Genomic DNA, 12,104 nt, shown 5'->3' with positions numbered 1-12,104 from the left:
CCCCCTCCCCCACCCCCGGCACGGCCGCTCGCTACCGCTCCGAGTGGCCGAGGCTCCGACCCGGCGCCACGAGGTCGCGCACCAGGCGCTTGACCGCCGTCGGCTCCGGAAATCCCTGCTCCCTACGGTCCCACACCGGCTCGCCGTCCACACGGACGACGAAGACCCCGCCCGTGCCCGGCTTCAGGGCGAGGTCGGTCAGCTCCGTCTCGAAGGTCGTCAGGAGTTCCTGGGCGAGCCAGGCGGCGCGGGGCAGCCAGCGGCACTGGGTGCAGTACTCGATCTCGACGCGGTGGGCCCGGGAGGCCGCCGAAGTGTCGGCGCTGTCGGTCATGGGTACCTCTTCGCGGGGCGCGGGTCGGGTTTGCCGTGCAGGTCGGGGACGCGCTTCAGCCAGGCGGGGCGGGAGGCCTCGGTGGCCCGGGCGCGGCGTGCGTCCTCGGTGGCGAGCTGGGCGCGGGAGGGGAAGTCGGTGGGGAGCCAGGCGGCGGAGGCGCGGGCGCGGGCGGTGAGGTAGGTGACGTAGGCCTCGCGGAGTTCGTCGGGCGAGGTGAAGCCGGGCTCGTCGGTCAGCCAGGCGTCGGGGACGTCCGCGGTGACCTCGCGCAGCAGGTCCTCGGTCACCAGCGGCGCCAGTTCGGCGTCGGCCGCGCGGGTGTCGGGGCCGTAGCGGCCGAGGGCGTGCCGACGGAAGTCGTAGGCCTTCTCCGCGGTGGCGAGGACCGACGCGGCGTCCCAGCGGTGGTGGAAGACCAGGGCGGCGCCGTGGTCGATGAGCCACAGCTTCGGCGGGCGGACGCCGAACGTGGGCCACACCATGAGGTTCGAGCTGTGCACCGTGCGGTCGACGTTCGCGGTCAGCGCGTCGAGCCAGACGACCTTGCCCGCTTCCCCGGGGTCCACGTCGAGTTCGGTGTCCGGGGTGAAGTCCCGCGCCCCGGGCAGCCAGTCCATGCCCAGGTTGAGGCCCGCGCTGCGGCGCAGCAGGTCCTGGACCTCCTGGTGCGGCTCGTCCGCGGCGACCGCGGGGTCGAAGTGGGCGAGCACGAGGTCGGGGACGCGCAGGCCGAGGCGGCGCGCCAGTTCGCCGACGACGATCTCGGCGACCAGCGCCTTGCGGCCCTGCGCGGAGCCGGTGAACTTCACGACGTAGGTCCCGAGGTCGTCGGCCTCGACGACTCCGGGAACCGAGCCCCCTTCACGAAGGGGTGTGATGTAGCGGGTCACGGTGACGTTTCTCAGCATTTCCTCAGGTCACCCACACTGTTCCCCTTGCAGTCCATGGTCGCCTTGCAGGTACGGAAAGGCACAAGGCGGCCGCCATCAGCCCCGGGGAGAAGCTGGGGAGTGTCGACCGGCATGCAGATCTCCCTGCCTCCCCGGCAGTCCACCAATGGGTGCCCGCCCCTTGCTTCCGGCCTCAGACCTCCGGCCTCCGGCCTCCGGCATGAAGGGAGCATAGTAACCGGGGTGATCGTCGACGGCGTTACCGCCGTGCGCTCTGTCAGCCGGAGTCGCGGATGGGCTCCGGCCCCGCGGCGGTCCGGCGTGCGCCGGCGGGGTTGGTGGGGGACGGCGCGCTACTGCCGGTGTAGGAGGGGAGGTCGGCTACCAGCTTGGTGAGGGCCGGATCGCCGGCGTAGCGTCGCGCGTGCAGGTCGGCGATCTTCCGGGCGATGTCGGGGTCGTCGCTGTCGGTGGTGTCGTAGGAGACGAAGGACTCCAGGAGCGGCAGACCGATCCGGTCGGTGTGGGCGTGTGAAGGCGCCATCAGATACTCCCAGTAGCCGTCAAGGTCCTCGAGGACGAAGACGGCGCCGTACTCGAACTCGCCGCCGACGTCTCTGCCGACGACGTACCGAGTGACCGCGTCGATCGACTTGCCCTGGTTGCGCAGGCTGGCGAGGGCCTCCTCGCGCTGTTGGGCGGTGACGGTCGTCTTGAAGGTGAAGCGGTTGTGGTGGTAGATCATTTCTCTCCCTCGGTGGTCGGCGGGCGGCCTTGGGGGTTCACGGTCGTGGATGACCAGGAACCAAGCAGCGCTGTCACTGCCTGGTCGGCCAGGCGCAGGGCGCGGTCGAAGCCGATGTCCTCGATCGACCCGATGCACGCGAGGCCGTGCAGCGTGGCCCACAGCAGGTCGCAGGCGTCCTCGATGTCGACGGGTTCGGCTGCGGTCTCGGCCGCCCACGCACCGATGAGCTGCCTGGTGAAGGCGATCACGTCGGCGGCGGCGGCGCGGCGGGTGGAAGCATCGACGTCCGTGCCCGGCGCGCCCGACACGAGCTGGTACAGGCCGGGCCGTGACCGGGCGAACTCCAGGTACGCGGCCGCCGCCAGACGCGGAGCCCGTGACGCCGGTTCACCGGCTACCGCGGCCCGCATCCGCTGCGCCAACTCACCGTTGACCCGCTCGAGCAGCGTGTGCAGCAGGGCCTCTTTGCTGGGGAAATGCTGGTAGATCACCGGCGCGCTGTAGCCGATCTCCGCGGCGATCCGCCGGATGGTCACCGCCCGCCAGCCCTCGGCCTCGGCCATCCGGCCCGCTGTCTCCAGGATCTCCGCGAACGTCCGCTGACGTACCTCTTCCCGCTTCCCCACCATGAACCCCTAACGGTGTTAGAACTTCTAACGCCGTTAGTTTTCTGCGTCTTCCCGAACCTGTCAAGCAGACATGGCCGGAGGGGTCAGCGACGAAGGGGCTGCCGTCGCAGACGAGGTCGATCTTTGTGGCCAGTCCGCCGGGTCACGACGACCAGTACGGTTTTTGCCCCGTTTCTCCGGGGAATTCGCTCTGCCATGGACCACTCCCAGGCGCCCGTGCTCGACGCGCTCGCCGCCTATCACGCCGAGAAGCAGACCCCTTTCACGCCACCGGGCCACAAGCAGGGACGCGGTGCCGACCCTCGTGTGCGCGCGATCCTCGGTGACGCCGTGTTCCACTCGGACGTGCTCGCCACCAGCGGCCTGGACGACCGGACGCAGTCCAAGGGGGTCCTCGCCGAGGCCCAGGAACTGATGGCCGACGCCGTCGGAGCGGAACACACCTTCTTCTCGACCTGCGGCAGCTCCCTCTCCGTGAAGGCCGCCATGCTGTCCGTGGCCGGGCCGCACGAGAAGCTGCTCGTGGGCCGCGATGCCCATAAATCCGTGGTCTCCGGTCTGGTCCTGGCCGGGATCGTGCCCATCTGGGTGGACCCCCAGTGGGACGCGGAGCACCACCTCGCCCACCCGCCGTCCGCCGATGCCTTTCGCGCGGCTTTCACCGAGCACCCCGACGCGCGAGGCGCCCTGGTCACCACGCCCACGCCCTACGGAACGTGCTCCGACCTGTCCGCGATCGCCGACATCTGTCACGCACACGGCGTGCCTCTCATCGTCGACGAGGCGTGGGGCGCCCACCTGCCGTTCCATCCCGAACTGCCGACCTGGGCCATGGACGCGGGCGCGGACCTCTGCGTGACCTCCGTACACAAAATGGGCTCCGGCCTCGAACAGAGCTCCGTCTTCCACCTCCAGGGCAACCTGATCGAACCCGTGGTGCTCAAGAACCGTGAGGATCTGCTCGGCACCACCAGCCCCTCCGTCCTCATTTACGCGGCACTGGACGGCTGGCGCCGGCAGATGGTGGAGCACGGCCGCGGCCTCTACGACAACGCACTGGCCCTGGCCGCACGAGTGCGCGCCCGGATCGGTGAGATCGAGGGCATGCGCGTACACGGCCGCGAGGACTTCTGCGACCCCGGTCCGGCCGCCGACCTCGATCCCCTCCAGATCACCGCCGACATCACGGCCCTCGGCACAACCGGCTACCGCATCGCCGACTGGATCCGTGAACACCACCACATCAACCTGCACCTGTCGGACCACCGCCGCGTCAGCGCCCAGCTCACCCACGCCGACGACCACCGCAGCACCGACGCCCTGATCGCCGCGCTGCGCGACGCCGCCGCCCACGCGGACAAGCTGCGCCCTGCCTCCCGGGTCGAGGTACCCGACCCCGCCGAGCTCCGCCTCGAACAAGTCATGCTTCCCCGGGACGCCTTCTTCGGACGGACCGAGCAGGTGCCCCTGGACAGAGCGGTGGGACGTATCAGCGCCGAGATGCTCACGCCCTACCCGCCCGGCATCCCCGCCGCCCTGCCCGGCGAACGGCTCGACTCCGAGGTCCTGCGGTACCTGCGCAGCGGAGTCGAAGCCGGCATGGTCGTACCGGACGCGGCCGACACCCAGATCAGGACAGTACGCGTGTCACTGGAGGAGTGACCGACAGCACGAGCAACCGGGGCCGACGCCGACAAGGGCGCCGCGCGCCCGGCAACCGCGTACGGAGACGCCACCATCCGCACCCGGGTCGGATCACATGCCGGCGGCGGCCTTCTTCTCGAAGGCCGCCCAGGCGCGTGCGGGGACGTCCGGCTTCAGCAGGACATCGGCTGCCGTGCACGCCAGGGCGCGCGCCGCGGCCAGCATGACCTGGCGCCCGCGCGGACCAGCGGCGGCCCGTGCGAACTGCGGCGTGTGGTCGGAGCCGTCCGACCCCATGATCGCGACGAACGGGTGGATCGCGGGCAGTCGGGTGCTGACGTTGCCGATGTCGGACGACCCCAGGTAGATGCCCGGCTTCGGCTCCGTGAGAGTGATACCCGCAGCCTGGAGATGCCGCGCGAACAACCCCGACAGGACGTCGTTGTCACGGAAGTGTTCGTAACGGCCGCCCACGTCGGTGACTTCCGCCGTGGTGCCGGTGGCGAGTGCCACGCCCCGCGCACAGGAACGCAGCTCGTCCACGAGTCCGGCCAGCGCGGACGTGGTTCCGCCGCGCAGTCCGAACAGTCCTTCCGCATAGTCGGGGACGATGTTCGTGGCGTGGCCCCCCTCGGTCACGATGCCCTGGATGTGCGATCCCGCGGGCAGCCGCCTGTCCAGGACACCGAGCGTGTTGAAGAGCTGGATCAGCGCCCCCAGCGCGTCGATGCCCTCCGTCGGGTTGCCCGTGGGGTGTGCGGCCCGACCATGGAAACCCACCCTGACCTGGGCGCTCGCCGTCAGCGGTGCCCAGGTCCAGTCATGGACCCCTGGGTGGAACATCAGCGCGGCGTCCACGCCGTCGAACAGACCCGCCGTCACCTCGGCGACCTTGCCGCCGCCGGTCTCCTCCGCGGGCGTCCCGACGGCCAGCAGGGTTCCGGCGACCGGGTCGAGCGTGGCACGCACGGAGAGTGCCGCTCCGAGCCCGGCCGCCGCGATCAGGTTGTGGCCGCAGGCGTGCCCGAGCCGGGGCAGCGCGTCGTACTCCATCAGCAGCGCGACGCTGGGCCCGTCGCCGGGTTCGACCGCTGTCCCCGTGCGAGCGGTGAACGCGGTCGGCAGTCCGGCGACGCCGCGCTCCACCAGGAAGCCCTCCCGTTCGAGCTCATCCGTCAGAAGCCCGGCCGCCCGCCGTTCCTCGTAGGCCGTCTCCGGTTCGCGGTGCAGGGCGCAGCTCACGTCCCAGAGCCGGTCGGCGCGGGCAGCGACCTCCTGCTCGATACGGGGGTACACGGATTGAGGGCTGTGTGTCACGTGACCTCCTCGACGGGAGCCCGCGCGGTCCCCGCGCGTCGGCACGGTTCGTGTTCCACGGAACGTGCGGGTCGATGCCCTACGCCGAGGGAGCCCATCGGTACCCCTTGCGCGCGGTGCCTGACGCTCCCGGCGCTGCGGACCGGGCGCGGCGGGCCGGGGCGCCCCGCGCCTACCGCTCCGTGCGGCGGGCTCGCGCCGGGTGGTCCGGCTGCGGTTCGGGAGGCGTACCCGTACGGTCATGGCCGGTCGGCCGCGGGTGCGGAGCTTCGCTCCCTTGCTTCTCCTCCGGTGCCGGCTCCTTCGCGGTCGCACGCCGGTCCAGGCGGAGCACCACCGGCCCCGCCGTGAGACCGTGCAGCACGACCGACACCAGCACCGTGAACGTCACCACCGCCCACAGCTCGCGCTGCGGGACCAGGAAGTCCTGCTGCCCCAACGCGTAGGCCAGGTAGTACAGGGAACCGATCCCGCGGATGCCGTAACCCGCGACCACCCAGCGTTCCCAGCCTCCCAGTACGCCGCCGAACAACCCGGCCCACCCGGCCAGCGGCCTGATCACCAGCAGGAGCAGCAGGCCGGTGACGGCTCCCTGCCACGTCAGCGGTGCCAGGCCGCCCAGGGCGATGAACGCGCCCAGCAGGAACAGCAGTGCCGCGGTCAGCAGGCGCTCGATCTGTTCGACGAAGTCGTGCAGCACGTTGTGGAAGCCGTGGGCGCGCTCCGCCGCCCTGACGGCGCAGGCGGTGGTGAACACGGCGAGGAATCCGTAACCGCCGAGGAGTTCTGTCACCCCGTACGCGAGGAAGGTGGCCGCCAGCGCGACGAATCCCTCCCGGTACTCCGCCAGCCGCAGCGTCGAGGAGCGGGCCCTGAAGAACATCCGTCCCAGGAGCTTGCCGATCAGCAGCCCGCTCCCCACGCCGACCAGGCACTTGAAGGCGACGTCCTCGACCGCCCACGCGCCGATCCACCCCGTCGACCAACCGCTGCCCGCCGCGGCGGCCAGCGCGATCGCCGCGTAGGTCAGGGGGAAGGCGAGGCCGTCGTTGAGACCCGCCTCGCTGGTGAGGGCGAACCGCACCTCGTCCTCGTCGTGCTTGTCCTCGGTCGGCTCTCCCACCCGCACCTCGGAGGCGAGCACCGGGTCCGTGGGCGCGAGGACCGCCGCGAGCAGCAGCGCGGCAGCCGGCGGCCAGTCGAGGAGCCACCACGCCACCAGAGCGGTCACCACAACGGTCGACAGCATCGTGACGCCGAGGAGGCGCCAGGTCGAGGCCCACAACCGTCGTCCCACCGGACGGTTGAGCGCCAGCCCCGCGCCCATGAGGGCGATGATGACGCAGACCTCGGTCACATGCTCCGTCAGGAGCCGCTGCTCGACCGGGTCGACCTCCGGCAGGGGCAGCGGGAGCAGATAGACGACGATGCCGCTGACCAGGAACACCACCGGCAGCGACAGGGGTCGCCCCGCCACCACGCGGGGCAGCACCGCCGCGAGCAACGCCCCGGCTCCCAGCCACGCGAACACCGCGTCGGACAGGGTCACTGTGCTGTGCCCGTCGCCTGTGCGGGCCTGGACAAGTCATGCGTTTGCCCGGTCACCGGGCCCTGACGAAGCGGGCAGCTCATCGACACTCCCAAACATTTGTATGACTGCCGTACGTCTAACCCGTGGATCAACACTGACACCGGCGGTCAGCAGACCGCGCGACATCGGGGTTCGGCGGGGAGACGAGTGGCGCCGGTGTGCTCGGAGACCGTCCGGTACCGTCGCCCACCAAGGTCTCCCGGCCCCGAGCCGCTACGGACGCGGGTATGAGCTCTGATGTCCGTGACAGCCCAAGGGGCCGGTCAGGTGGTGGGCGGTGCGCCGGGCGCGGGATGTGCTGACCAGGCTTCGGCCAGGCTGCCGTAGAGGGCGAAGATGCTGTCGGTGCCGGTGAGGGTGAGCAGGCGCAGCATCTGCGGGGGTGGTGCGGCCAGGACGAGCTGCCCGCCGGTGTCCTGGGCGCGGCGGCGCAGGCGCAGGAGGGTGTTGAGGCCGGAGGAGTCGCAGAAGGTGACGCCTGTCAGGTCCAGGATGAGTGTGGGGTGCTCGCTGAGGGCGTCTTCCAGGCCGCGGTCGAGTGCGCCGAAGGTGGTCAGGTCGAGCTCGCCGGACACGGTGAGGGCGGCTGTCTGTCCGCGGGTGTCGGCGAGGTCGATGTGCAGGGCGGAGTTCACGGCCGGCTGTCTCCCTCCTGTGCGGCGGACCGATCGCTGGAGGGCAGCCCGGCCAGGGTGGCCGCCGGCTCGGTGTCCTCCAGGGCGGGGCCGAGCCATTCGCACATCATGACGGTGGCGTCGTCCTGTAGCTCGCCGTGGTGGTAGTCGAGGACGGCCTGGATCAGGCGGCGCAGGGTTTCGGGGACGGGCAGGCCGTCGGCGTGATGGCGGATGAGGAAGTCGGTGAAGCGTGTCAGGCCGAACTCCTCGTCGCCGTGACGGCGGGCTTCGGTGATGCCGTCGGTGTAGAGGACGATGCGGTCCCCGGGCTCCATCTGTTCACGGCAGACGGTGCTCGGCAGTCCCAGGCCGGTTCCCATGGGGTGGGCCGGCCGGCACTTCAGGTGGCTGCTCCACCGGTTGCCGCGGATGATCACGGGTGGGTGGTGGCCGCGGTTGACCCAGCTCAGGACGCCGGTGCGGGTGTCGAGGGTGGCGAGGATGCCGGTGACGTAGCGCCGGTGGTGATACTGCTCGATCAAAGCTTCTTCGACGGCTTCGCCTTTGGCGGCCAGGCCGGCGCCCCGTCGGCGGGCGCTGCGGCAGGTCCCCAGCGCCAGGGCCCCGCACAGCCCGGCGGCGGTGTCGTGCCCCATCGCGTCGAAGATCGTCAGGTGCAACAGCGGGCCGTCGACGGCGTACTCGTACACGTCGCCGCTGATCCGGTAGGCCATCTCCATGGAGGCGGAGACCACCACCCGCCCGTCGGCGTAGGTGCGCGGAGGCATCAGGTTCCAGGCCATCTCGGCCCCGATGTTCATCGGCTCGGTCCGCGTCAGCCGGGCCAGGGTGTCGCTGGAGGTGCGCTTGCCGCCGATCAGCAGCGCCAGCAGCGCAGCCAAGCGGTCCACGTCCTCCCTGGCCCGCGCGTCGTCATGGGCGGAGCGCACCCGCAGCATGCCCAGGCGCTCGGTACCGTCCACCAGGGGCACCCACCATCCGGCACCTGACGCCTCCTGCGGAGCGGCAGAGGTCAGGCGGCCGTGCTGGTAGGCCCACCCGGCGGCCGTGCCCTCGATACGGATATGGCGTTCCGTATCCGGGGCCGCGTCGTAGGGTCCGGGCAGCAGATGCAGGTGCTGGCGCCTGACGTCAGCCACATAGATGCGCAGGTCGGTGAAACCGGCGGCGCCGGCATGCTCGGCGGCCGTCTGCGGCAGCGCGTCGAGAGGCGTCAGGTGGCTGGCCTCCAGCAGATTGGCGAGCATCGCCCGCCCGCCCGCCTCACGGTCCGCATCCACGGCCCTGTCCTCTCTTCGCCCGGCAACGGCCCCCGAGCCGCTCTCGTACCCCGGCTGTCCCACCGCACCACACGAGAGTCATCCCTGCCAGCGGGCTGGGTCTTCGACCATGGCTGCGTCGTCGGCGGCCCGGGGCGGCCCGGCCGCAGAAAGAGGGGGCAGCACCCCACGGGCGTCTTCCACCACAGGCAGGCGGCGCACCGTGTGCCTGCGCATCGGCTCAACCACCCTCCGTCATCGTCGGACGCGACCTTGCCGGTTCGCGCGCTATCCGGTCGGCCGGTGCGACCGGCCAGGTAGGTGCGTGCCACCTCGGTCCCGCTGCCCTTGCGGACCGGGTAGTAGAGGCCTGCCTCGGCGATCTCCGCACGGCCGCGCCCTCCCGCCCATCCGCCCCATTGGGCTCGGGTCAGGGCCCGGCAGGACCGGCTTCGCCGCCTCGTCCGTCGGGGTCCGGCCCGGCCGAGGGCCCGGGGGCGATCTGGATGCCGATGAGGCACGTGTCGTCGTCGGTGTCGGACTTGCTGTACGTCAGCAGGTGGTCCAGCCGTTGGCCGAGGGTGTCGGCGGGTTTCTGGGCGGTGACGAGGAGTTGGGTCAGGGATTCGTGTACGGCGGTGTCCCTGCGTTCGATCAGCCCGTCGGTGTACATCAGGAGGATGTCTCCCGGATGGAGCCGACAGGTGTCCTCCTCATAGCCGACGTCCGCGAGCGCGCCCAGCAGCAGCCCCTGGGTCAGGGGCAGAGTCGTGGCGTCATCGGCGCGGACGAGGACCGGGGGCAGGTGTCCGGCCCTGGCCCACCGCAGCGTGCGGGCGGCCGGGTCGTACAGGGCGCACACGGCGGTGGCGGTGACGTGGTCGGTCAGGTGGTGGGCCACGTTGTTGAGCCAGCCGAGCAGCTTGGCGGGCCCCGCGCCCGTCATGGCGAGGCCGCGCAGCGCGTTGCGCAGGACCACCATTCCGGTGGCGGCCTTGACCCCGTGCCCGGCGATGTCCCCCACACACAGCAGGACCTGTCCGGAGGGCAGGACGACGGTGTCGTACCAGTCGCCGCCCACCAGGGACTCGGTCTCGGCGGGCCGGTAGCGGACGGCGATGCGCAGGTCCGTCGTCTCCAGGGGGCCGTGGGTGGGGGGCATGATCGCGTGCTGTAGTTGCAGGGCGAGGCGGTTGCGCTCGGCGGATTCCTGCTCGGTGTGCGCGAGCTGGTCGCGGGTCGCGGCCAGGGCCACCTCCGTCCAGTGCTGGGCGGAGATGTCCTGGTAGGCGCCGCGCACGAGCAGGAGTTGGCCCTCGGAGTCCAGCACGGGTTCCGCGGCGATGCGGATGTGCCGGGTGACCCCGTCGGAACGCCTGAGCCGGAAGGCGAGCGTGGCGGGACGCCGGTGATGCAGCACGGTACGCAGGAAGCGGCCGATGGCCGTCGCGTCGTCGGCGTGCGCGCGCTCGGTCAAGTCCCGCAGGGAGGCCGGTCCTTCGGCGAGGTCCCGCCCGTACAGGCTGAAGAGCTGGCTGTTCCAGGTGATCTCACCCGTCACGAGATTCTCCTCGAAGCCGCCGACGCGCCCCAGCCGCTGCGCGTGCTGCAACAGGCTGGCGAGGCGAGCGGTCTCGTCCTCGATGCGCCAGACCATCAGCAGGCTGCGGCCGTGCCGGGTGATGCTGATGTCGGCGACGGTTTCGAGGGGGACCTGGTCCACCAGCGTGGTGAGGGTCATGCGCTGCGCGCGGAACAACTCGCCGGTGGCGTAGACGCGCTCGATCGCGCTGTAGAGCGCGCTGCCGCCCACGGCCATCGGGTAGGTCTCGAGCAGCAGGGAGCCGTTCAACGCGCTGCGCGGCCGGCCCGCCGGGTCCTGGAAGTGCGTGTTGGCGTGGACGATGCGGAAGTCGGTCAGCCGTCCTTCGCCGTCCAGGTGGGGCCGCAGCACGAGGGCGCCGTCGTGCAGCCCGTCGGACAGGTCCACGAGTTCGAGGTCGGAGGGGCTCGGCCGCAGCGGCGGGGTGGGGTCGGGCGGCGGGGCGGGCAGGGCTTCGAGGGTGTGGGCGCACAGCTCGGCCAGGGCTTCGAGTTGCCTCTCGACCGCCGGTGGGTGCTCCGCGAGGGGCTGCGGCCAGCATATTTCGAGCACACCGTGGATCCGGCCCCCGGTGCCGGCGCAGATCGCCGTGCGACCGCCGTGCGGGCCGTGCCCGTACCCGATGGTGGGCGGCCCGTCGGCGGTGGTGGACAGGCGCACGGTGCGGCGTTCGGCCAGGGCCTGGCGGGCGGTGGTCGCGACGCCCGGCGGTACGTAGCGCCAGCGCTCCGCCTCCTCGTTGGAGAAGCCCGCGTGGCCGCTGAGGGTCAGGGAGCCGTCGTGGCCCGCGGTCCAGACCGCCACCGCCGTGGCGCCCAGCGGGGTCAGCGCGTGTTGCAGGAGGGACTCGGCGACCGTCTGGGTGTCCTCGGCGGCGAGCGCGGCGCTCTCGGTGGTCCGCAGACGCACGGCGGCGGACGGGACGGCGGGGCCGCCGGGATCGCCACCGGCGGCCTGTAGGAAGTCCGATGCGACCCGGGTCACATGGTCGTGGGCGGCCTGGTTGATGATGTCGGTGGCCAGCTCCAGCTCCGACACGCCCGACTGAGCGGCGAGTTCGCCGAGCTGGCGGGCGGCCTGGGCGGGACCGCAGTGGAGGCGCTCCACCAGGATGCCCTTGGCCAGCTCGATCAGTGCCCGGCCGTCCGCCGCGTCGCGCGCGGCCTGCACCTCCTCGCGCAGCCGCTCCACCGTGGCGGCGAGGCGGCCCACCTGCGCGGCCCGCTCGGCCGTCGCCGGGGCCGCGTCGGGTTGCGGTACGGCGACTTCGAGCTCGCGGTGGGACGCCGCGGCGTCCGGCGGCGCGTCGGCCTCGCCCTCGGACGGCGCGCCGTTGTCGGGGATCGGGAAGGCACTCATCGCGACGGGGTCCCCCCGGTGCGCGAGGCGTGCCGCCCGTGGCCCTCGGCGCGGTGGCCCGGGCGCGGGCGTGACGGTGGTCGCACGAA

The 12,104-nt window shown here is 71.7% G+C and carries 10 protein-coding genes; 1 reads left to right on the top strand and 9 read right to left on the bottom strand.

The window, feature by feature from the left end; genetic code table 11:
• Positions 1 to 31: 31 nt before the first annotated feature.
• The 4 genes from ACH4DX_RS26090 to ACH4DX_RS26075 form a co-directional block, all read right to left on the bottom strand.
• Positions 32 to 334 (bottom strand): SelT/SelW/SelH family protein, encoded by a 303-nt coding sequence (locus tag ACH4DX_RS26090; protein WP_398156942.1) that lies wholly within the window; start codon positions 332 to 334, stop codon positions 32 to 34.
• On the bottom strand, positions 331 to 1,245 hold the full coding sequence (locus ACH4DX_RS26085; RefSeq protein ID WP_398156941.1) for a HipA family kinase: 915 nt from the start codon (positions 1,243 to 1,245) through the stop codon (positions 331 to 333). The genes ACH4DX_RS26090 and ACH4DX_RS26085 overlap by 4 nt, the downstream gene beginning before the upstream one ends.
• Positions 1,246 to 1,504: 259 nt before the next feature.
• Positions 1,505 to 1,972, bottom strand: a complete 468-nt coding sequence (locus tag ACH4DX_RS26080) for a Dabb family protein (RefSeq protein WP_398115237.1) — start codon at positions 1,970 to 1,972, stop codon at positions 1,505 to 1,507.
• Positions 1,969 to 2,604 (bottom strand): TetR/AcrR family transcriptional regulator, encoded by a 636-nt coding sequence (locus tag ACH4DX_RS26075; RefSeq protein ID WP_398156940.1) that lies wholly within the window; start codon positions 2,602 to 2,604, stop codon positions 1,969 to 1,971. The genes ACH4DX_RS26080 and ACH4DX_RS26075 overlap by 4 nt, the downstream gene beginning before the upstream one ends.
• A 195-nt stretch (positions 2,605 to 2,799) precedes the next feature.
• Here ACH4DX_RS26075 and ACH4DX_RS26070 point away from each other — a divergent pair, with 195 nt between their 5' ends.
• A complete protein-coding gene (locus tag ACH4DX_RS26070) occupies positions 2,800 to 4,266 on the top strand; it encodes an aminotransferase class I/II-fold pyridoxal phosphate-dependent enzyme (RefSeq protein WP_398115241.1) in 1,467 nt (488 codons plus the stop codon).
• 93 nt (positions 4,267 to 4,359) lie between these two features.
• Here the strand turns inward: ACH4DX_RS26070 and ACH4DX_RS26065 are convergent, their stop codons facing one another.
• The 5 genes from ACH4DX_RS26065 to ACH4DX_RS26045 form a co-directional block, all read right to left on the bottom strand.
• A complete protein-coding gene (locus ACH4DX_RS26065; protein WP_398156939.1) occupies positions 4,360 to 5,565 on the bottom strand; it encodes an amidohydrolase in 1,206 nt (401 codons plus the stop codon).
• Between the two features lie 172 nt (positions 5,566 to 5,737).
• Positions 5,738 to 7,114, bottom strand: a complete 1,377-nt coding sequence (locus ACH4DX_RS26060) for a cation:proton antiporter (RefSeq protein ID WP_398156938.1) — start codon at positions 7,112 to 7,114, stop codon at positions 5,738 to 5,740.
• Positions 7,115 to 7,419: 305 nt separating this feature from the next.
• Positions 7,420 to 7,791, bottom strand: a complete 372-nt coding sequence (locus ACH4DX_RS26055; RefSeq protein WP_398156937.1) for an STAS domain-containing protein — start codon at positions 7,789 to 7,791, stop codon at positions 7,420 to 7,422.
• A complete protein-coding gene (locus ACH4DX_RS26050) occupies positions 7,788 to 9,041 on the bottom strand; it encodes a PP2C family protein-serine/threonine phosphatase (protein ID WP_398157002.1) in 1,254 nt (417 codons plus the stop codon). The genes ACH4DX_RS26055 and ACH4DX_RS26050 overlap by 4 nt, the downstream gene beginning before the upstream one ends.
• 442 nt (positions 9,042 to 9,483) lie before the next feature.
• Positions 9,484 to 12,015, bottom strand: a complete 2,532-nt coding sequence (locus ACH4DX_RS26045) for a SpoIIE family protein phosphatase (protein ID WP_398156936.1) — start codon at positions 12,013 to 12,015, stop codon at positions 9,484 to 9,486.
• Between the last annotated feature and the right edge of the window lie 89 nt (positions 12,016 to 12,104).

This window comes from Streptomyces sp. NPDC017940 (assembly GCF_044328435.1).
GTDB lineage: Bacteria > Actinomycetota > Actinomycetes > Streptomycetales > Streptomycetaceae > Streptomyces.
Note: the sequence above shows the minus strand (reverse complement) of the source record. Positions and strands in the feature narration are given on the sequence as shown.

Excerpts from the sequence above, each read along its gene's own strand:
- ACH4DX_RS26090 (WP_398156942.1), bottom strand. The coding sequence starts at position 334 with ATGACCGACAGCGCCGACACTTCGGCGGCCTCCCGGGCCCACCGCGTC.
- ACH4DX_RS26085 (WP_398156941.1), bottom strand. The coding sequence starts at position 1,245 with ATGCTGAGAAACGTCACCGTGACCCGCTACATCACACCCCTTCGTGAA.
- ACH4DX_RS26080 (WP_398115237.1), bottom strand. The coding sequence starts at position 1,972 with ATGATCTACCACCACAACCGCTTCACCTTCAAGACGACCGTCACCGCC.
- ACH4DX_RS26075 (WP_398156940.1), bottom strand. The coding sequence starts at position 2,604 with ATGGTGGGGAAGCGGGAAGAGGTACGTCAGCGGACGTTCGCGGAGATC.
- ACH4DX_RS26070 (WP_398115241.1), top strand. The coding sequence starts at position 2,800 with ATGGACCACTCCCAGGCGCCCGTGCTCGACGCGCTCGCCGCCTATCAC.
- ACH4DX_RS26050 (WP_398157002.1), bottom strand. The coding sequence starts at position 9,041 with ATGCTCGCCAATCTGCTGGAGGCCAGCCACCTGACGCCTCTCGACGCG.
- ACH4DX_RS26045 (WP_398156936.1), bottom strand. The coding sequence starts at position 12,015 with ATGAGTGCCTTCCCGATCCCCGACAACGGCGCGCCGTCCGAGGGCGAG.